At 60.8% G+C, this 21,396-nt stretch carries 15 protein-coding genes and 1 pseudogene; all 16 read left to right on the plus strand.

Features of this window, described 5'->3' with window-relative positions; translation table 11 throughout:
- The 16 genes and pseudogenes from mraY to nrdR all read left to right on the plus strand — a co-directional run bounded on the left by mraY (position 1) and on the right by nrdR (position 21,379).
- Entirely contained in the window at positions 1-1,206 is a 1,206-nt protein-coding gene (mraY, locus tag HMPREF2605_RS06070) for a phospho-N-acetylmuramoyl-pentapeptide-transferase (RefSeq protein WP_070847385.1), read from the plus strand.
- Positions 1,206-2,792, plus strand: coding sequence for a UDP-N-acetylmuramoyl-L-alanine--D-glutamate ligase (gene murD / locus HMPREF2605_RS06075; RefSeq protein WP_070847387.1), 1,587 nt, complete (start codon positions 1,206-1,208; stop codon positions 2,790-2,792). The genes mraY and murD overlap by 1 nt, the downstream gene beginning before the upstream one ends.
- Before the next feature lie 148 nt (positions 2,793-2,940).
- Entirely contained in the window at positions 2,941-5,070 is a 2,130-nt protein-coding gene (locus tag HMPREF2605_RS06080) for an FtsW/RodA/SpoVE family cell cycle protein (protein ID WP_070847388.1), read from the plus strand.
- Between the two features lie 210 nt (positions 5,071-5,280).
- The gene (gene murG, locus HMPREF2605_RS06085; protein WP_070847390.1) at positions 5,281-6,381 is read left to right on the plus strand and encodes an undecaprenyldiphospho-muramoylpentapeptide beta-N-acetylglucosaminyltransferase; all 1,101 of its coding nucleotides are present in this window, start codon (positions 5,281-5,283) and stop codon (positions 6,379-6,381) included.
- Entirely contained in the window at positions 6,381-7,880 is a 1,500-nt protein-coding gene (gene murC / locus HMPREF2605_RS06090) for a UDP-N-acetylmuramate--L-alanine ligase (protein WP_070847392.1), read from the plus strand. The genes murG and murC overlap by 1 nt, the downstream gene beginning before the upstream one ends.
- Before the next feature lie 9 nt (positions 7,881-7,889).
- On the plus strand, positions 7,890-9,497 hold the full coding sequence (locus HMPREF2605_RS06095; protein WP_246828174.1) for a cell division protein FtsQ/DivIB: 1,608 nt from the start codon (positions 7,890-7,892) through the stop codon (positions 9,495-9,497).
- Positions 9,498-9,693: 196 nt separating this feature from the next.
- Positions 9,694-10,884, plus strand: coding sequence for a cell division protein FtsZ (gene ftsZ / locus HMPREF2605_RS06100; protein WP_005507755.1), 1,191 nt, complete (start codon positions 9,694-9,696; stop codon positions 10,882-10,884).
- 149 nt (positions 10,885-11,033) lie between these two features.
- Positions 11,034-11,882, plus strand: coding sequence for a purine nucleoside phosphorylase YfiH/LACC1 family protein (locus HMPREF2605_RS06105; RefSeq protein WP_049340724.1), 849 nt, complete (start codon positions 11,034-11,036; stop codon positions 11,880-11,882).
- Between the two features lie 49 nt (positions 11,883-11,931).
- Positions 11,932-12,765 carry a YggS family pyridoxal phosphate-dependent enzyme gene (locus HMPREF2605_RS06110; RefSeq protein WP_070634441.1) on the plus strand — a complete coding sequence of 278 codons (834 nt, stop codon included), beginning with the start codon at positions 11,932-11,934 and terminating at the stop codon, positions 12,763-12,765.
- 764 nt (positions 12,766-13,529) lie between these two features.
- Positions 13,530-13,841 (plus strand): annotated as a pseudogene (locus tag HMPREF2605_RS09640) (cell division protein SepF); the annotation flags it as partial.
- Positions 13,842-13,851: 10 nt separating this feature from the next.
- A complete protein-coding gene (locus HMPREF2605_RS06120) occupies positions 13,852-14,151 on the plus strand; it encodes a YggT family protein (RefSeq protein WP_070847397.1) in 300 nt (99 codons plus the stop codon).
- A gap of 437 nt (positions 14,152-14,588) precedes the next feature.
- The gene (locus tag HMPREF2605_RS06125; RefSeq protein WP_070847399.1) at positions 14,589-15,131 is read left to right on the plus strand and encodes a DivIVA domain-containing protein; all 543 of its coding nucleotides are present in this window, start codon (positions 14,589-14,591) and stop codon (positions 15,129-15,131) included.
- Between the two features lie 288 nt (positions 15,132-15,419).
- Complete coding sequence (gene lspA, locus HMPREF2605_RS06130; RefSeq protein WP_141762285.1) at positions 15,420-16,022, plus strand: signal peptidase II; 603 nt, start codon at positions 15,420-15,422, stop codon at positions 16,020-16,022.
- A gap of 106 nt (positions 16,023-16,128) precedes the next feature.
- A complete protein-coding gene (locus HMPREF2605_RS06135; RefSeq protein ID WP_005506532.1) occupies positions 16,129-17,115 on the plus strand; it encodes an RluA family pseudouridine synthase in 987 nt (328 codons plus the stop codon).
- Positions 17,116-17,205: 90 nt separating this feature from the next.
- The gene (dnaE, locus tag HMPREF2605_RS06140) at positions 17,206-20,748 is read left to right on the plus strand and encodes a DNA polymerase III subunit alpha (protein ID WP_070847400.1); all 3,543 of its coding nucleotides are present in this window, start codon (positions 17,206-17,208) and stop codon (positions 20,746-20,748) included.
- Positions 20,749-20,923: 175 nt separating this feature from the next.
- Positions 20,924-21,379, plus strand: coding sequence for a transcriptional regulator NrdR (gene nrdR, locus HMPREF2605_RS06145; RefSeq protein WP_005506525.1), 456 nt, complete (start codon positions 20,924-20,926; stop codon positions 21,377-21,379).
- Positions 21,380-21,396: the final 17 nt, after the last annotated feature.

Below are 21,396 nucleotides of genomic sequence, written 5' to 3' on the forward strand. Positions count from 1 at the left end.
ATGATTACCGTGCTGATTGCTGGAATCCTCGGATTCCTCATCTCCCTCACCGCGCTGCCGGTGTACATCAAGAAGATGTCGGCCCTCAAGCTTGGTCAGCTCATTCGTGAGGAAGGCCCGGCGGCCCACCAGCACAAGGCGGGCACCCCCACCATGGCGGGTCTGATTTTCATCCCCGCGGCGATTCTCGCCTACTTCTTGACCCTGGCGGTGAGCGCCCTGTTCTTCGGTACCGCGCCGGTACCGACCGCTACCGCGTGGCTGACCATCGCCTTCACCCTGGGCATGCTCGGTGTAGGCGCGGCGGACGACATCATGAAGTTCCGCAATAAGGGCAACGAAGGCCTGACCGAGAAGCAGAAGACCATTGGTCTTCTGGGCGTGACCCTGCCCTTTGCGTACCTGGCGTTCCAATTCCCGAATGAGTCGGGTGCTCGTCCGGCGTCGACCGCTATCTCTTTCGTACGTGACCTGCCCATTGACCTGTTCGCGGCGGGCGCGGTCTTCGGCTCCATCCTGCTGGTTGGTTGGATTACCCTCATCTCCCTGTCCGGTACGAACGCGGTGAACTTCACCGATGGTCTGGACGGCCTGGCTGGCGGCATCATGATGACCATCTTCTCCGGCTACCTGACCATCAGCATCTGGCAGTACGTGCACGCCTGCTCCGCCGGTGCTGGCACCGCCTGCTACGATGTGCGCGACCCCGGTTCGCTGGCGCTGATTGCCGCATCCCTGGTGGGTTCGCTGGCTGGCTTCCTCTGGTGGAACGTGTCGAAGGCACAGATCTTCATGGGCGACTCCGGTTCCCTGGCGCTCGGTGGCGCAATGGTTGCTTTCGCGCTGTTCACCCGCACCGAGCTGCTTCTGCTGGTCATCGCTCTGATCCCCGTGCTGGAAGTATTCTCTGTGATCGTGCAGAAGTTCGTGTTCAAGACCAGCCGTAAGCGTTCGGTCGCAGCGGGGGAGAAGCCCCTGCATGCGCACCGTTACTTCCGTATGACCCCCTTCCACCACCACATGGAGAAGGTCGGCGTCAACGGCAAATACTCAATTGATAAGAAGGGCCTTGCCCCCGGTACCGTCAGCAGCGGCGAAGTGAACTCCGTGTTCCGCCTCTGGGTTGTTAATGCCCTCTGCGTGCTCGTCGCCCTGGCGCTGTTCTTCGGTGACTGGTTCTCGCAGACTTCTGGAGTGATTCACTAATGTCAACTATTGAACAGCCGGATACAGCTCGCATTGAAGCGAACGCCGCCGCTATTGCGGTGAACCCGGTGTACGAGAACGAGCGCCTCGCGGAGCTGACTCACTGGGGTGCGCCCTGGGCTAACCTGCGCGTGGTCGTGGTGGGTATGGGCACCAGCGGCGACGCTGTGACCGACGTGCTTGCCCAGCTGGGCGCGAAGATCGTTGTCATCGACGGCGCGGATACTCCGGAGAAGAGTGAGCGCATCGAGATTTACAAGAACGCGTACGGCCCGGTTGAGGGCCTGTTCGGTCCCGAGCACATGCGTGCCCTGCCCCTGGTAGACGGTCAGGAACCCGAGCTTGTGGTGACCTCTCCGGGTGTGCGTCCCGACCACCCGGTGATGCTGGACGCTTATGAGCGCCGTATCCAGATTTGGGGCGATGTTGAGCTGGCATGGCGTTTAAACGAGCGTAGTGGCCTGCCGACCCCCAAGTGGCTGTGCCTGACCGGTACGAATGGTAAGACCACTACCGTGGGTATGGTTGATTCCATCCTGAAGGCTGCCGGCAAGAAGGCTATTCAGGTAGGCAACGTGGGCATGCCGATTGTGTACGCCATTGCCGATGATGAGCCCTATGAGTTCTTCGCGGTGGAGCTGTCCAGCTTCCAGCTGCACTGGACCCATTCGATGTCCCCGTACGCTTCGGTGGTTCTGAACATTGCTGAGGACCACGTGGACTGGCACGGTTCGTTCGAGCGTTACAAGGCTGATAAGGCTCGCGTGTACGAGCACACTCAGGTTGCCTGCATCTTCAACACCGACCATGTGGACACCCTGCGCATGGTTGAGAACGCGGACGTTATTGAGGGCGCTCGCGCGATTGGCTTCAGCTCCACTGAGATGCCCGCCGTGTCGATGCTCGGCCTGGCTGAGGACATCATGGTGGACCGCGCCTTCTTGAAGAACCGTTACAACGAGGCGTATGAGCTGGCGGTTCTGGAGGATTTGGCTCCGGCTCCCGGTAAGATGCCTGCGAAGCACACCGTGGAGAACGCTTTGGCGGCTGCGGCTCTGTGCCGTGCGGCTGATATTGACCCGAAGGCTGTGGGCGCTGGCCTGCGTTCCTTCAAGACCGGTGCGCACCGTAACCAGCTGGTGGGTTACGCAAACGACATCATGTGGGTGAACGATTCGAAGGCTACGAATCCTCACGCCGCGAACGCGTCGATGAGCGGTTACCCCTCGCTGGTGTGGATTGCTGGCGGCCTGTCGAAGGGCGTTGAGTACGATGAGCTGATTGCTGCCCACGCGCAGCGTCTGAAGGCTGTGCTGATTATCGGTACCGATACTGCGGCGTTGAAGTCGGCATTGGCTAACCACGCTCCGCAGGTTCCGACCTACAATATGACCGCCGCTGTGGCTGATTCTTCGGACGGCGTTGCCGTGATGAACGCGGCCGTTGCGAAGGCTGCTGAGCTGGCGCATCCGGGGGATACCGTGCTGATGGCTCCCGCGTCTGCGTCGATGGACCAGTTCAAGAATTATGCGGTGCGCGGTGATGCGTTTGCGAACGCTGTTGCCGCCCAGCTGGCTGACTCTTAGGACGTTACCTGCAGGGGCGTCTCGGGTAACCGGGGTGCTTTCTGCGGGTTCTTCTCGGGGGTGGGATGGTAACGGTGTCCCACCCCTGAACCTTTTTCGTGTATTCGCCACGACGGATCCGTGGCAGTTGAGGCCTATAGGAGGGCATGTGAGTACCAGCGCATCTTCGGAGCGTTCGGCTTCTTCGGCGCGTTCGACCGCGAGTGGTCGTTGGGCGTCTTTGCGAGCCGGTTTGGAGGATTTCTCTGCGCCGTTCCGTGCTCGTGCCGGTAGGCTGTACCGTCGTGGTTTGAAGGCTGACCTGTGGGATGTGCCGGTGATGCTGCTGGTCACCACCCTGGGTCTGGCTATTTTTGGCTGCATTATGGTGCTGTCGGCTTCGAGCGTCACGATGATTTCGCAGGGTCAGTCGCCGTTCTCGCAGGTTTCGTCTCAGATCATGTTCTTGGTCGTGGGCGTTCTCGCGATGGCGGGTATTACGCGTATCCCTGTTGGGGTTTACCACAAGAAGTTTGTGGTGTACGCGATGCTGATTGTCGCGCTGGTCATGCAGCTTGCTGTGGTGGTTGTTGGCGTTGAGGTGAACGGTAACCGTAACTGGTTGAAGCTCCCCGGAGTCGGACAGATTCAGCCGTCGGAGTTTTCGAAGCTGGCGATTATTATGTGGCTGGCGTGGGTGTACAGCCGCCACGGCGATATTTCTCGCAGTATTTGGCGTACGCTGTTCCCCTCGATTTATGGTGTGGGCGCCCTGGTCCTGCTGATTATGCTCGGTGGTGACATGGGTACCGCTATGGTGTATGGCTTCATTTTTGTGGGCATGATGTGGCTGGCGGGTGCTTCTCGTAGCTCGTTGCTGAAGATTGGCGGCGCGTTTGCGGTGCTGGCGCTGGTGGGTGTGCTCAGTAGCGCGAACCGTGTGGCTCGTATTTTCGGTATTTGGGGTTCGTGTACGAACGCTAACTGTGACCAGGCGAATTCTGGTGAGGTGGCGTTGGCGACCGGTGGTTTCTTGGGCGTTGGCCTGGGTCAGTCGCGTCAGAAGTACAACTACCTGGCTGAGGCGCATAACGACTATATTTTCGCCATTATTGGTGAGGAGCTGGGTCTGCTGGGTACGCTGGCGGTTCTGCTGCTGTATGTGGGCCTGGTGTATTGCGCGGTGCGTATTATGCTGCGCACTACTGATCCGCTGGTGCGTCTGGCGACGGGCGGCATCATGATTTGGTTGACCTCTCAGGCGATTATCAATATGGGCATGGTGTCCCGTATTTTGCCGGTGATTGGTGTGCCTTTGCCGTTTGTCTCCTATGGTGGTTCGTCGCTGTTGTCCTCGTTGTTTGCGGCGGGTTTGTTGTTGGCGTTTGCGCGGCAGACTCCGTTGCGTGGGGCGACGAAACCGTCGAATATTGAGACCCAGAGCGTGCGTGAGGTTCGTCGTGAGAATGCTGAATGGCAGCGTCGTTCGCCGTTGCAGGATGTTCTGAATCAGGAGGAGGCGGCTCGTGCGGCTGCTGGTGGCCACCTGTTGAAGGAACATAATCCTTTGAAGGTTGTTTTCGGTCCGGAGAGCACGTTGCGCCGTTGGTTGGGTTTTGCGCCGGATCAGCAGCGTGAGCTGGCTCGTGTGGCTCATGAGCAGCAGAAGGAGCAGGAACGCCAACAGCGGGAGCAGGAGCGTCAGGAGCGGGAGCAAGCTCGCCGGGAGGCGGCGCAGGCTCGAGAAGAGGCGCGTCGTGCTCGTGAGGAGGCGCGTCTGGCTCGTGAGGAAGCTGCCCGTGTGAAGGCGGAGCAGAAGGCTGAAGCTCAGAAACAGAAGGCCTCGCAGAAACCTGCCCCGCAGAAGCCTGCCCCGCAGAAGCCTGCACCGAAGAAGGCGGCTCCGCAGAAGGCTCCCGCTCAGCCGCGTACCGGCCAGCAGACTCGTGTCCCTCAGAAGAGTACTGCCTCTACTCGAGCGGCACAGGGTAAGCCTGCTCAGACTCGTACTGCTCAGCCCCGTACCGCTCAGCAGCCTACTGCTCAGAGGCGAGTGCAGCAGCCTCGTGCTACTCAGCCCCGTAGCGCACAGCACCGCCCCTCGGGTTCGTTGCCTGCGGGTCTGCAGCCGTTGCATCCTGAGGACCGTCAGCGTCGTGCCCAGCGACAGGCAGCGCCTCGACAGGGAGCACAGCGTCAGGCAGTGCCGCGACAGGGTGCTCAGACAAAGGGGGCTCCGAAGAACGGTGCTCAGCAGGCGCAGCGTCCGGCTCAGCGCGGTACCCGCAAGCAGGGCTAAACCCCGCGGAACCCGCTCCGTGAAGCCTGCATATCGGGGGCTGACATTCGGGGGAGTGAGCTGCGGTTCGTGCCTCTACCCGTGATGAATATGTGCTGAATATAAGATAAAGCCCTCGCTGTTGAGTTGTAGCTCAATGGCGGGGGCGCTCTTTTGAACAGGTGCGATAGCGTAAAATGATGCTGTACCGATGTGTTGGGAGAAAGACCTATGACGAAGAAGGCGCCCTCTATAGTCTTCGCCGGTGGTGGCACCGCCGGTCATATTAATCCGATGCTCGCGATTGCGCGTGCGGTTCGTGATCTTGAACCGAACGCTAAGATTCTGATGCTGGGCACTGCGGATAAGATGGAAGCCGAGCTGGTTCCGGCAGCTGGTTTCGATATTGAGTTCATTCCTCGTGCGGCGTTCCCTCGTAGCATTAACCGTGCCGCTTTGGCTTTCCCCGCTAAGTTCTTTGGTGGCCTGTCGAAGACCCGCCGCATCCTCAAAGAAGCAGATGCAGACGTGGTTGTTGGCGTGGGTGGCTACGTGTGCCCGCCGGCGTACCTGTCGGCGTTGAGCGCTAAGATTCCCGTGGTGATTCATGAGGCGAATGCGAAGCCCGGTTTGGCGAACCGCCTGGGTGGTACGTTTGCGGAGTTCACCGGTGTGGCGTTCCCTAATACTCCTTTCCCGCGTGCAACCCTGGTGGGTATGCCGATGAAGGATGAGATTGCCTACCTGAACCGTGAGGCGCACCGTTCGAAGGCTCGCCGTAACCTGGGCTTGGACCCGCAGAAGCCGACCGTGATTGTGACGGGCGGTTCGCTGGGTGCGTTGAGCCTGAATAATGCGGTGGCGGCGTGCCGTGACCACTTTGCGGAGTGGGACTTCCAGATTCTGCATATTACCGGTAAGGGTAAGGCTGTTCTGGATGAGAACGGTGAGTTGTTGAGCGCCCCGAATTACCGTCAGATTGAGTTCAGCAACGGCATGCAGGATGTGTATGCTGCCGCTGATCTTCTGCTGGTGCGTTCGGGTGCGGCGACCGTCAGTGAGGTTGCTGCGGTGGGTGTTCCCGCTATTTTTGTGCCGCTTCCTATTGGTAATGGTGAGCAGGCTCTGAATGCTCGTTCTCTGGTGGAGGCGTCTGCGGCTCTGCTGGTGAAGGATGCAGAGGTCACCGGTGAGTGGTTCGCCCGTGAGATTCCGGCTCTTATGGCGAAACCGGAGGAGCTGGAGCGCATGGGCGCTGCGGCGTATGAACTTGGTATCCGTGACGCGGCACGCGTTATGGCTGAAGCAGTATTGAAAGCAGCTGAGAAGTAATGACTGAATTGATGAATCTTGAGATGGTGTTGCCGGCACCGCTGAACCCGCCGTTTCCTGAGCGTGCGAAGATGAGCGAGTTGGGCCGTGTGCACTTCATCGGTATTGGTGGCGCTGGTATGAGTGCTATTGCCGCTCTGATGCTGCAGGCTGGTGTGACGGTGAGCGGTTCTGATCGTGCGGAGTCGGCTACTGTTGAGTCTTTGCGTGCTGCGGGTGCTCGTGTGGGTGTTCCTCAGCAGGCTGAGAACATTGTGGACGTTGATACCGTGGTAATTTCTACTGCGATTCGTGAGGATAACCCGGAGCTTGTTGCCGCTCGTGCGCAGGGTCTGCGTGTGCTGCATCGTTCTGAGGCGCTTGCCGCTGTGATGGGTGAGTCTCAGGTGGTTGCTGTTGCCGGTACTCACGGTAAGAGCACGACCAGCTCCATGATTTCTGTGATGTTTGATCAGCTGGGTGCTGACCCGTCGTTTGCGGTGGGTACTGTGATTGCTGGTCGCGGCACGAACGCTCACCTGGGTGCTCAGGGTCCGGAGTCGATTTTTGTGGCTGAGGCTGATGAATCGGACGGCTCGTTTGTGCGCTACCGCCCGGCTATTGCTGTGGTGACGAATGTTGAGCCGGACCACCTGGATTTCTATGAGACGGATGAGCGTGTCTTTGAGGCGTTCAACCGTTTTGTGGGTTCGCTGGCGCCTAACGGTGTTGTGGTGACCTGTGCTGATGATGCGGGCGCGGCTGATTTGGCGGCTCGTTCTCGTGCGGCGGGTGTGCCCGTGGTGACTTACGGTGAGTCGGCGGATGCTGACCTGCGCATTAGTGAGATTACCAGCGCTGGTTCTTCCTCGTCGTCGCACCTGTCGTGGTCTTTTGAGTGCCGCGGTGTGCGTTATGAGGGTGAGCAGGATATTGCTCTGAAAGTGCCCGGTATCCACAACCAGCTGAATGCTTCTGCGGCTTTTGCTTCGGCTCTGATTTCTGGTTACGAGGCTGCTGATATTGCTCGCGCGCTGGCTGATTTCGTGGGTGCTGACCGCCGCTTCACCCTGCGCGGTGAGGTTGCCGGCGTGAAGGTCTTTGACGACTACGCGCACCACCCGACCGAGGTGTTCCGTGCTTTGCAGACTGGTCGTACCGTGGCTGATGGCCATAACCTGTACGTGATTTTCCAGCCGCACCTGTTCTCGCGTACTCGCGAGTTCGCGAAGGAGTTTGCGCAGGCCCTGTCGATGGCTGACCGTGCTCATGTGCTGGATATTTACCCGGCTCGTGAGCTGCCGATTGAGGGCGTGACCAGTGAGCTGATTACCGGTGCTGGTTTCTCTGAGGTTCGTTACGCCACCGCTGAGGGCGCTATTGAGGATATCGTGGCGTGCGCTCAGAGCGGCGATATTGTGATGACCGTTGGCGCCGGTGACGTGACCGCTTTGGGTGCTCGTCTGCTGGAGTCCCTGCAGGTTCGTCACGGTGGCGAGTCGAAGAAGTCGGAGGCTTAGGCTGTGCCGATGAGTTCTGGTCTCTCTTCGGAGGGGCATTCCTCCTCGCGCGCGCCGAAGGCTCCGCGTTCGCGTGCTCGTTTGCGCGCCCAGCAGGTAGCTGAGAATGCGCAGGTTGAGGCTAAGCATGCCGAATCCGCGCAGGCTGAGTCTGCCCAGTCTCAGGTGGCAAAGACGACCAAGGCTGCGGAGGCTACGAAGTCTGCGGAGGCGGTGAAGCCCGCCAAGGCGACCGCTTCCGAGGGCTCGGCCCAGGCAGCCGCTACTCAGTCTTCGAGCCCTGTTCGCCATGCGCCGCGTAAGCCGGTGGTGCATAAGTCGCACGCCCAGAACGGTGCTGATTCTTCGGCTCAGAAGAGTGCTGCGGCGGTGCATTCTTCGGCGCAGTCTCTGAAGGATTCGGTGCGTTCGGCTCTGATGACCGGTCGCACCGTGTCTGAGGTTGAGCACGCGCCCGAGCTGTTTGACGTTGAGGCGTTTGAGGATTCTTCGTCGAAGACTTCATCCACCAAGGGTGCCTCTGCTCAGCCTGCGTCCGCGCAGGCTGAGAAGAGCGCCGGCAAGGACAGCGATAAGGGCGCCAGCAAGAAGTCTGCGTCCGCCTCCGGTAAGGCATCTGCCGGTTCTGCTGAATCTCGCGAAGAGCCTGCCGCCCAGAAGACTGAGGAAAGCGCCGATAAGAGCACTGATAAGGCGGGGGAGAAGGCTGTTGAAGAGCCTCGCCCCACGAGCCGTTTTGGTCGTTGGCGTGCCGAGCGTGAGCAGCAGCGTGCCGCGGAGATTGAGAAGGAACGCGAGCGTGCGAGCCGTCAGGCTCAGCGTGAGCGTCTGCGTCAGGATCCGGGTCTGGACGGTCTGCGTGCTGAGGAACGCCCCCGTAAGGAGCGTGCGCCTCTGACCCGTGCCCGTAAGCTGCTGTACACTGCTTCGGCGCTGGCTATTATTGCGGTGCTGTACGTGGTGCTGGTCTTCTTCTCGCCCCTGTTGGCGACTCAGAAGATTACGGTGCGCGGTGCATCCCTACTGGAGACCACTCAGGTGGAGCAGAAGCTGGAGCCCCTGCGCGGTGTTCCGCTCACTCGCATCGACGAGAAGAAGGTGCGTGAGCTGATCGGGCAGGATAACGTGATTCGTAGCGTGCAGGTGGAGAGCCGCCCGCCGCATGAGCTGGTGGTGACTCTGAAGGAGCGTACCGCGGTTGCGGTTGTGAAGCAGGGCGATACGTACCATACTGTTGATAGTGATGGTGTGAGCCTGCTGGAGTCGGCAACTCAGCCCGATACCTCGGTGCCGCTGGTTCGTTTCAGCGGTGATGACCCGCAGACTTCGGCTGAATTCCGCACCATTTCTACGGCGCTTTCGGCGATGCCCTCTGAACTTCTAGCTCAGGTTAAGGAAGCCAGCGCTACCTCAACCTCAAGTATCACTCTAACCTTGAGGGATAATACTACGGTGCAGTGGGGAACCGCTGAAGAGAGCGAATTGAAGGCTAAGGTTCTTCTCTCCCTGCGCCAGGCTATTGCTAAGCGTGCTCAGGAGGAGACCTCCTCCGAGGCACAAACGCAGAAGGTGACCGTCTATGACGTGTCTGCCCCGCGCGTACCGGTGACCCGTTAGGGGAACCAATCAGGCGCTTTATCCTCCCTTTTTGTGTGAAATCCGCAAAAAGAGGGGGTAATTGCGCTGTGTGACTAGGAACCGACAAAAACAGTTTGGTATCCTAGCAGATAAAGTCATTCTTTAGAGGAAACCTTCAGGCTTAGATTAAGCTGCGGGTCTTCCGAAGCTGGAACACGGAACAATCGAGGAATACATGGACGCTGGAACTCCCCAGAACTACTTGGCAGTCATCAAGGTCGTTGGTATCGGCGGCGGTGGCGTCAACGCAGTCAACCGCATGATTGAGGTTGGTCTGCGCGGCGTTGAGTTCATTGCTATCAACACTGACGCTCAGGCTCTGCTGATGTCCGATGCAGACGTTAAGCTGGACGTTGGTCGTGAGCTGACCCGCGGTCTTGGCGCGGGCGCAAACCCCGAGGTTGGCCGTCAGGCAGCCGAGGATCACGCGCAGGAAATTGAGGAAGTCCTCAAGGGCGCAGACATGGTCTTTGTGACCGCAGGTGAGGGTGGTGGCACCGGTACCGGTGGCGCACCCGTCGTGGCACGTATTGCCCGCTCCCTCGGCGCTCTGACCATTGGTGTGGTGACCCGCCCCTTCACCTTCGAAGGCCGTCGCCGCTCCAACCAGGCTGAGACCGGTATCGCTGCTCTGCGCGATGAGGTTGATACCCTGATCGTTATTCCGAACGACCGACTGCTGTCGATTTCGGATCGCAACGTCTCCATGCTGGACGCATTCAAGTCCGCTGACCAGGTTCTGCTTTCTGGTGTGCAGGGCATTACCGACCTGATCACCACCCCCGGCCTGATCAACCTTGACTTCGCTGACGTTAAGTCCGTCATGCAGGGTGCTGGTTCGGCTCTGATGGGTATCGGCTCGGCATCCGGTGAGGACCGTGCCGTGAAGGCAGCTGAGCTGGCTATCGCTTCGCCGCTGCTGGAAGCATCCATCGACGGTGCACACGGCGTTCTGCTGTCCATTCAGGGTGGCTCCGACCTGGGTCTGTTCGAGATTAACGAGGCTGCACGCCTGGTTCAGGAAGTTGCTCACCCCGACGCAAACATCATCTTCGGTGCGGTTATTGACGACGCACTGGGCGATGAGGCTCGCGTGACCGTGATTGCTGCTGGCTTCGACGCAGTGAACCCGGAGACCAACTCCAACGCTTCCACTGCTGCGGCTACTCAGGCTCAGCGCACCCAGGCATCCTTCGGCGGTTCCACCGCTGCGGCTGCTCCGGCTGCTAACGGCTACGGCTACAACGCACCCGCTGCTGCTCCGGCTTCCACCGGCGCTGCTGGCTTCGACGTTGACCTTCCCCCGGTTGTGGAGGAAGCTCCGGCTCGCCGCGACACCCTGGACGTCCCTGACTTCCTGAAGTAGTCTGCCCGGCTGTGAACGCCTAAGCGTTGCACGGCTGAGAGTCTTATGAAGCTATAGGGGAGCTGAGAAACACGCACATTGTGCTGTTCTCGGCTCCCCTTTGCTATACCCGCCGTTATACCCGCTGACATCTGATGAAGGAATAGAAGATGAGCGATAACCCCAAAACTTCGCTGCTTGCCTCTGCCGATACCCGCACCCTGGGCCCCTGGCGTGTGCGGGTGGGTTTCACCTCCCGCGCGGCGGGCAACCTGGGCTTGCACGTGGACGATGAGCTCGGCGGCGGTATGGACGCCTCCCTGGTGCGCACCCTCAACCACCGTGCCGCCCTGGAGGAGGCGCTGGGTACCGAGCCGTTCTTCTACCTGAACCAGGTGCACGGCGTGCAGATTGCCTACCCGGAAGACTATGCGGTGGAATCCTACGCGCCCGGTGCGCCGCAGGAGCGTACGGTTGAGCGTGCCCGCGCGGTGCTGGAGAACTCCCCGGTCGCCGATGCGGCGATTAGCAGTGAGGGCGTGCCCCTGGCGATTATGGTGGCGGACTGCATTCCCGTGGTGCTGGTGGGTGAGCGGGTCGCGAACTGGCAACCGATCCTGGCGGTGGCTCACGCTGGCCGCCGCGGCCTGCTTGACGGCGTGCTCCAGCAGACCGTGCAGCGGATGCGTCAGCTCGGCGCGGAGAAAATTACCGCCTGGCTGGGTCCGAGCATCTGCGGTAGCTGTTACGAGGTGCCCGAGGCGATGCGCACCGAGTCCACCGAACTGATTCCGCAGGTGCATTCGGTGACCAGTCAGCAGACCCCCGGCTTGGATCTGCCCGCCGGCGCTCGCGCCGTGCTGGAGGAGGCGGGTGTGCAGGTGAGCATGGACTGTGCGCAGTGCACGTTTGAGGAGCCCGAAGTGTATTCGCATCGCGGGTTCACGAACCGCGGTGAGAAGCCGGGCCGTATCGCGGGTCTGGTGTGGATTGAGAAGGCGGCAGAGCCTGCCGCCTAGAGCTGCTAAAGATAGGGCCGCTAAAGATAGAGCCGCTGAAGAAGAGAAGATGTCTGAAATGAACGTAGAAGAGAACCTGCAGTACACTCCCGAACGCGCCGAGCAGCTGCTGCAGAACTACCGCCGCGTGCTTGAGCGTATCCGCACCGCGGAGCAGGACCACAGCGCCGTGCGTACCGAGGCGAGCGCCCCGGTGCAGCTGGTGACGGTTACGAAGTTCTTCCCCGCCTCCGATGCGGCGGCGCTGCTGGATGGGGGAGTGTCCCTCTTCGGTGAGAACCGCGACCAGGAGGCGAGCGCGAAGGCTCGCGAGCTTGCCGCATACTGTGCTCAGCGTGAGGTGCAGCCCCCGCATTGGGCGTTTATCGGTCAGCTGCAGACGAACAAAGCGAAGTCTGTGGTCAAGTACGCCTCCAGTGTGCATTCGGTGGACCGCCCCTCCCTGGCGGATGCGCTGGCGAAGGCGTACGCAAACCAGCTCTCCCGCTTTGAGGCGGGGGAGGCGCCCGCACCCGCGGCGGCGGAGCAGGGTGCGCTGACCTGTCTGGTGCAGGTGTCCCTGGCGGAGGTCGCGACGGCTGGCCACGCCGCCGAGGGCGCGCGCGGCGGTACGAGCGCCTCCGAGCTGCTGGAGCTGGTGGAGCGCATCGAGAATCACGAGCACCTGCGCTGCGGTGGCGTGATGGCGGTGGCACCGCTGGGCATGAACCCGGATGCGGCGTTTGAGAAGCTCTATGGTTTGGCCTCGCTGGTGCGTGAGCAGGTGCCGCACGCGACCGAGATTTCCGCCGGCATGAGCGGCGACCTGGAAGCGGCGGTGCGCTGGGGCTCGACCTGCGTGCGCGTGGGTAGCGACATCATGGGTAAGCGCCCGGCGCTCTAGGCCCTTTAGCCGTTAGTCTTTTCAGCTGATGGGTCTGCTGGCGGCGGCATAATCATCGGTGCCCTGACCGCCCGCGCGGGGTGGGCGCTGGTAATATATACATGCCGGTGCATGACGTACCGTCACGCACACACCTTCTGACGAAGCACCACGGCAGACCCTGTACACCACAAGCAAAGAACAGCGAGAGAATCATGGCGAAGCAAAGCCGTCTGGCGGGTTTCCTCGGCCTGGAACGATACCAGGACGCCGAGGCGACGTCGGAAGAATCCCCGCAGGCTGTGCAGGCTGACACCCGCAAGGAGGCGAACGCCTCCGCAGGGCAGGCTGCTACAGCACAGAAGACCGATAGCGCCAACAGGCTCTCAGCACTGCCCGGCTCGGCACAGTACAGCGATGCCGAGTCGCAGAGCGAAACCTACCATCTGCAGGACGAACCCGCCTATACTGAACAGGAAGAGTACCTGCAGGCTGATAGCTACGATGACGGTACAGAAACCGAGTATCTGGACGCAGAAGAACCTGCCGACGGACGAGCAGCCGTAGATGCAGCGGCACACGCCACCGCTCATACACCTGAAACCACAGCTGATCTGGCGGAAACCGAACAGACTTGGGACGACGCCAGCGCAGACAATTGGGAGGACACCCCGGTGCCGAATACCGAATACACCGAGCAGTACGCCGATACGTACTCCAACGACGGCTACTACGAACAGGGCTACGCGCCCGAAGAAACCAACGGATACACCTACGGTTACGAGGAAGAAGAGGACGAATTGCGTCGTATCACCACTATCCACCCCCGCTCCTACAATGACGCAAAGATCATTGGTGAGGCATTCCGCGAGAACATCCCCGTGATTATGAACGTGGAAGAAATGCCTGACGCAGACGCAAAGCGCCTGGTGGACTTCGCATCCGGTCTGGCATTCGCGCTGGAGGGCCGCATTGAGCGCGTCACCGCTAAGGTGTTCCTGCTGACCCCCTCCAACCTGGAGGTTCTGGGCGTGGCTAACTCCGAGGTTCCCACCGGCTTTGAGACCGACGGCGAATTCCCCTTCGACCAGGGCTAAGGACTGATAGATGGGTTATATTTTCGCCCTCATTACGATTATTCTGTACGTTCTCTACGTCTCCATGCTACTGCGCATGCTCTTTGACTGGGTGCGCATGTTCGCTCCGGAATGGCGCCCCAAGGGCATTGTGTTGCTGTTCGCCAGCGGCGTGTACGCGGTGACTGACTGGCCGATGAACCAGCTGCGCCGCCTGATCCCGCCGGTGCGCGTGGGTAACGTTGCGTTGGACACCGGCTTCCTGATCCTGATTGTTCTGCTGTCTTTCCTGCTGAGCATCATGATGCGGGCAACCGCGGCGTTCTCCTAAACCGCCCGTTCGGTCGACCTACTGACCGGGAGGCTAGAGAGCTAGATTTTGAGCCCCGCCTACGCTTGACACCCCTCATGGGGTGGAGCGCCGGCGGGGTTTTCTGCGTCCGGGGAGCGTCAAAATGCCTCCTTGAAAACCTTCTCAAAATGCACTGCAGGGCAGAAAATACAAGAGGGATAGCGGGGACTAGGGCGGATATTAGACGTGGTGAATCCCACCCTTGCGCAGAGCGAATATTTTACGCTTCAACCGACGTATAACCGGGCACAGAAACCAAAGAATAGTAGAATTGGTGCCAACGACTGCATCGCGGCATAGCCATGCCCTGAACCATCGGGACCCTGAAATATTGGGGCCACGCCCTATCTGGCTGGTGAATCCGCGGCACTCAACATCACCACCAAACCCCGTAGGGATACCCAGAGGAGAAGCCCATGGCAATCACCCCCGAAGACCTGATCACTAAGAGCTTCAAAATCGTGACCGAAGAGTCCGGTTACGACCGCAACGAGGTCGACGACTTCCTGGACGAGCTCGTTGTCGAACTGCGTGCACTCTACTCCGAGCGTGACGCCCTGGAGCGCCAGGTTGAGCAGCTCTCCGCAAACGCACCCGATTCTCCCGCAGCGGCTGCAGCACCCGCACAGTCCTCGGCGGCACCGGCTGCGGCACCTCAGGATGCGGCGGCACTGCTCGCCATGGCTCAGAAGGTTCACGACGACTACGTGGCACAGGGCGAGAAGGCTAAGGCTGAGCTGCTCGAAGAAGCAGAGAAGAAGGCAGACGCTATGGTGAGCGAAGCTCAGCAGCAGCGCGAAGAGATTCTCTCTCGCCTCACCGACGAGAAGGAAGAGCTGGAGATCGCTGTTGAGGCTCTGCGCGGCTTCGAGAGCCGCTACCGCTCCAAGCTGCTGCAGCACCTGGACGCACAGGTTCAGGAGCTGAAGAACCTCAAGTCCATCGAGGCTTCCGCATAAAACAGTTCGCCTAAATAAGCTAACGACGCTTTGAGGCGTATGCCGCCCGGATTCTTTCTCTTCCACCGCTATTCACCGGGGAAGATTGAGAGAACCGGGCGGTATTCTCATACCCGCCCGGCACGGTGCAATAACCCAGCGTGAGAAGCGGGGGAGAGCCCCCGCCACATCACCACCGAATACTCGATGCCTTACCCCGATTTGCTAAGCTAGAGGGGCACTATCGAACGGTACCGCACCCGGTTTGCGTTCGGGCGCGCAGTAACCGGCACAGACTAGAGGAGAGCTATGACCAACACCCCCAAGACTGCTGAATCCTCAGTCTCACACACCGCTACAAAGGCTGACGGACGCCGCGTGCGCATCCTCTCGGCTCGCTCTGCGGGCATCCTCGCGCTCGTGCTTGCCGCCGTCGTGTTCGCTATCGACCAGGGCACCAAATACCTGGTCGTCACCCAGATGCAGTTGGGGGAGCGCATCACCGTTATTGACGGGCTGCTGTGGTGGTACTCGATCCGTAACTCCGGTGCCGCATTCAGCATGGGTGAGAACGTCACCTGGGTCTTCACCCTCGTCATGGTTGCCGCCGCAGCCGTGGTGCTGTACCTGCTGCGCCGCACCCGCGCCCTGTCCTGGACCCTCGCGCTGGGCGGTCTGCTCGGCGGTATCTGCGGCAACCTTTTTGACCGTCTCTTCCGTGAGCCCGGCTTCGGTTCCGGTCACGTGGTCGACTTTATTTCCGTACCGAACTTCGCGATTTTCAATATTGCAGACTCCGCAATCTGCGTGTGCATGGCGTTCATCGTGTTGCTGAACTTCAAGGGCCTGAACCTCAACGGCACCCGCGTGCAGGCTGAAGATAAGAGCACCGACAAAAAGAGCGCCAAGTAGCTTCCTGTCCGGCTACATCGCCATTACACGTGCCTATATAGCCGTTCTCACACAGACAACCCCTCGCACAGACAACCTAAGCAAACACCACCCGAAGGAGAGCCGCATGAGCGAAACCACCAACGCCGCCGAAGATACGGCACGCATCCGCGCCGAATTCACCGTTGAAGGCGCGCTCGCCGGTATGCGCCTGGACGCCGCACTCGCCGGTGCCCTCGACGCGCCGCGCACCCGCACCTCCGGGTGGATTCGTGACGGCCACGTGACCGTGACCAACAACGGCAAGACCGTGAAAATCGGCAAGTCCTACAAGCTGTCCGCAGGGGACGAGGTCGTCGTGGATGCACCCGCACCGCGCGATCTGGCGGACATCCGCCCCGAGAAGGTGGATGGCTTCCGCATCGTGCACCTGGACGAGGACATCGTTGTGGTGGACAAGCCCGCAGGCGTGGCGGCACACCCCTCACCCGGCTGGCACGGTCCCACCGTCATCTCCGCGCTCATGGGCGAGGGCATTTCGGTTGCTACCTCCGGCGCGGCAGAACGCCAGGGCATTGTGCACCGCCTGGACGTGGGCACCAGCGGCCTGATGGTCGTAGCCCGCAGCGAACGCGCCTACACCGAACTCAAGCGAGCCTTCAAGGAACGCACTGTGGACAAGGTCTACCACACCCTCGTGCAGGGCCTGCCCGACCCGCTGCGTGGCACCATCGACGCACCCATCGGCCGCCACCCCGGCAACGAATGGAAGTTCGCCGTGGTCGAAGACGGACGCAACTCCATCACCCACTACGACGTGCTCGAAGCCTTCGGCCCCGCATCCCTGGTGGAGGTGCACCTAGAAACCGGACGCACCCACCAGATTCGTGTGCACTTCTCCGCGCTGCGCCACCCCTGCTGTGGCGACCTGACCTACGGCGCCGACCCGCGCTTTAGCGCCGAACTGGGTCTGACCCGCCAGTGGTTGCACGCGCACCGCCTGGGCTTCGACCACCCCGGCACCGGTGAGCGCGTGACCTTCACCAGCGAGTACCCGCTCGACCTGTCCTACGCGCTGACTGCTCTGCGCGAGGGTAAGGTTCAGCTCGGCTAGACAGCCGGCTATTTATAGCCGCCCGCGGGCCGCCGCACACAGCTTCACATTCACCGCCCATCCTCCAGCCCACACCTCCAGGAGATTCCCGTGGCAACCAAAGAATTTACGCACCTGCACGTGCACACCGAGTACTCCATGCTCGACGGTGCCGCGCGCCTGGGTGACCTGTTCACCCACGCTAAAGAACTCGGCATGAAGTCCATGGCGACCAGTGACCACGGCTTCCTCTTTGGTGCCTTCGACTTCTGGCGCCAGGCTAAAGCGCACGACATCAAGCCCATCATTGGTGTGGAGGCGTACCTGACCCCCGGCACGCACCGCACCGACCGTTCGCGTGTGCGCTGGGGCGACGGCTCCCGTGATGACGTCTCCGGTGGTGGCGCGTACACCCACATGACCATGTGGGCTGAAACCACCGAGGGCATGCACAACCTGTTCCGTGCCTCCTCGATTGCGTCGCTGGAAGGTCAGCTGTACAAGCCGCGTATGGACCGCGAGGTGCTGCAGACCTACTCGAAGGGCCTGATTGCCACCACCGGCTGCCCCTCCGGTGAGGTTCAGACGCGCCTGCGCCTGGGCCAGTTCGACGAAGCAGTCCAGGCGGCGAGCGAATTCCGCGATATTTTCGGCAAAGATAACTTCTACTGCGAGGTCATGGACCACGGCCTGGACATTGAACGCAACGTCCAGGAGGATCTGCACCGCCTCGCCAAGAAGCTGAACCTGCCCTTCGTCGCCACCAACGACCTACACTACACCCGCCAGGAAGACCACACCGCCCACGCGGCGCTGCTGTGCGTGCAGTCCGGCTCGACCCTCACCGACCCCAAACGCTTCAAGTTCGACGCGGATAACTTCTACCTGCGCTCGGCTGAAGAAATGTACGCCCTGTTCGGCGACATTCCCGGCGCGTGCGAGAACACCCTCGAAATCGCTGAACGCTGCAACGTGGAGTTCAATACCAAGGCGAACTACATGCCGAACTTCCCCGTGCCCGAGGGCGAAAACGAGGAATCTTGGTTCGTGAAGGAGGTCGAGAAGGGCCTGCACTACCGCTTCCCGCAGGGCGTTCCCGACACCGTGCGCAAGCAGGCAGAGTACGAGGTGGGGGTTATTACCTCCATGGGCTTCCCCGGCTACTTCCTCGTGGTCGCCGACTTTATCAACTGGGCTAAGCGCAACGGTATTCGCGTGGGCCCCGGCCGTGGTTCCGGTGCAGGCTCCATGGTCGCGTACGCGATGCGTATTACCGACCTGAACCCGCTCGACCACGACCTGATCTTCGAGCGATTCCTCAACCCCGACCGCGTCTCCATGCCCGACTTCGATGTGGACTTTGACGATCGTCGCCGCGGCGAAGTCATCGACTACGTGACCGAAAAGTACGGTGAAGAGAAGGTCGCGCAGATCGTCACCTTCGGCACCATTAAGGCGAAGCAGGCGCTCAAGGATGCCTCCCGAGTGATGGACCAGCCGTACTCGGTCGGTGAGCGCCTCACCAAGGCGATGCCGCCGGACGTCATGGGTAAGAACATTGCCCTGGCGAACGTGTACAACGAAGAGGATAAGCGTTACGCCGAGGCGGCAGATTTGCGCGCCCTCATTGAGGACCCGGTCGATAAGATCTACGGCCAGGTTTTTGAAACCGCGAAGGGCCTGGAGGGTCTGAAACGTCAGTGGGGCGTGCACGCTGCGGGCGTGATTATGTCCAGCAAGGACCTCGTGGACGTGATCCCCGTGATGCGCCGCGAAGCCGACGGCCAGGTCATCACCCAGTTCGATTACCCCACCTGTGAGGGCCTGGGCCTGATCAAGATGGACTTCTTGGGTCTACGTAACCTCACCATCATCTCCGATGCTGTGGAGAACATTAAGTCGAACCGTGGCATTGACCTGGACCTTGAATCCCTCTCACTGGACGACCCGGAATCGTACCGTCTGCTGGCGCGCGGCGATACCCTCGGCGTGTTCCAGCTCGATGGCGGCCCGATGCGCTCGTTGCTCAAGCTCATGGAGCCCGAGGAGTTCGAGCACATTTCGGCAGTGTTGGCGCTGTACCGTCCGGGCCCGATGGGCGCGAACTCGCACACCAACTACGCTCTGCGTAAGAACGGTAAGCAGGAGATCGAGCCGATCCACCCCGAGCTGGAAGAGCCGCTGAAGGACATTCTGGACACCACCTACGGCCTGATCGTGTATCAGGAGCAGGTTATGGCGATTGCTCAGAAGGTCGCGAACTACACTCTGGGTGAGGCAGACTTGCTGCGCCGTGCGATGGGTAAGAAGAAGAAGGCGGAGCTGGATAAGCAGTACGCTACCTTCCACGACGGCATGATTTCTAACGGCTACTCTGAGGGCGCTGTTAAGGCGCTCTGGGATATTCTGCTACCGTTCTCGGACTACGCGTTCAACAAGGCGCACACGGCTGCGTACGGTCTGGTGTCGTACTGGACGGCGTACCTGAAGGCGCACTTCCCGCAGGAGTACATGGCTGCTCTGCTGACCAGTGTGGGTGATAACAAGGACAAGCTCGCGCTGTACCTGAACGAGTGCCGTGCCATGGGCATTACCGTGCTCGCACCGGATGTGAACGAGTCCACCCTGACGTTCGCCCCTGTTGGTGACGATATCCGCTTCGGTATGGGCGCGATTCGTAACGTGGGCGCGAACGTGGTTGAGGGCATGATTGCCGCCCGCGAGGAGAAGGGCCGCTACGAGTCCTTCAACGACTTCCTGAAGAAGGTGCCGCTGCAGGTGTGCAATAAGCGCACCATCGAGTCGCTCATTAAGGCGGGCGCTTTCGACGACCTGGGTCATACGCGCCGTTCCCTGTCCCTCATCCACGAGGCGGCAGTGGACGCGGCGGTGGCGGTCAAGCGTAAGGAGGCGGCGGGCCAGTTCGACCTCTTCGGCTCCCTCGGCATGGACGACGCCCTCGGCGACGAACTGACCGTGACCATCCCGGACGTACCCGACTGGGACCGCCGCGAGAAGCTGAACTTTGAGCGTGACATGCTGGGCCTGTACGTTTCGGATCACCCGCTGCGTGGCCTGGAGCGCGCCCTCTCGGATGCCGCCTCGCACTCGGTGCACGACATCATCAGCGAGGACTCGCACGTGCGCGACGGCGAAACCGTCACCATCGCGGGCATGCTCACCGGCGTTTCGCGCCGTATCGCCAAGTCCAGCGGTAACCAGTATGCCTCCGTGGAACTGGAAGACCCCTCGGGCGCAACCATCACGGTCATGTTCTTCTCCCGCGCCTACGAGACGATGGGCGCCGCTCTGGCGGACGACCTCATCTGCTCGATTCGTGGCCGCGTGCAGCGCCGCGACGACGGCAGCGTGAACATGAGCGCCCAGGAACTGCAAATCCTGGAAATCAGCGATGACGGCCGCGCCGCACCCATCACCATCGTGGTTCCCGAGTACCTGGTGACCGAGGCGAACCTGAAGGAGCTGAAGGAGACCCTGCGCGACCACAAGGGCACCGCGGATGTGCGCATGCTCATCCGTACCCGCGATAAGGAGCAGCTGGTGCTGCTGGACGCGAGTGTGCGTGTGGAACCGAACCCGAGCCTTTTCGGCGAAATCAAGACGATTTTCGGTCCGAGCTGCATTCGACGCTAACAACACGCCCCGCTGAGGGGAATGACAGGGTGGATTCTGCATAGCAGAGTCCACCCTGAGCGTATATTCACTCACACCATACGGTGCATCCGCTGTATATCACGGTAGAATAGGTATAAATATTCTTGAGCGCTGTATACGCGGGCGCCCCTAACGCCCAGCCAAGGAGAAACGAATGTACTGCCCCTATTGCAAGCACACCGACTCGCGCGTGGTGGATTCCCGCACCACCGATGACGGCGCCGCAATTCGCCGTCGCCGCCAGTGCACCTCCTGCGCTCGCCGCTTCACGACCGTTGAAACCACCACCATTTCGGTGATTAAGCGTTCCGGCGTGACCGAGCCCTTCGACCGTTCGAAGATTGCCGCGGGCGTGCGTAAGGCATGCCAGGGCCGCCCCGTGGGTGAGGACGATTTGGCGAAGCTCGCCCAGGAGGTTGAGGAGCTGATTCGTGCCCGCGGTCTGGCGGAGATTAACGCGCACGAGGTGGGCCTGACCATCCTGGAGCCGCTGTCGAAGCTGGACGCGGTCGCCTACCTGCGTTTTGCGAGCGTGTACCAGGCGTTTGAAAACCTTGAAGACTTTGAGGAGGCGATTGCGCGTCTGCGTGAGGACCGCATCGCCCAGTAAATGGCTAGTACAGTAAC

Source organism: Rothia sp. HMSC065C03 (assembly GCF_001837295.1).
Classification (GTDB): domain Bacteria; phylum Actinomycetota; class Actinomycetes; order Actinomycetales; family Micrococcaceae; genus Rothia.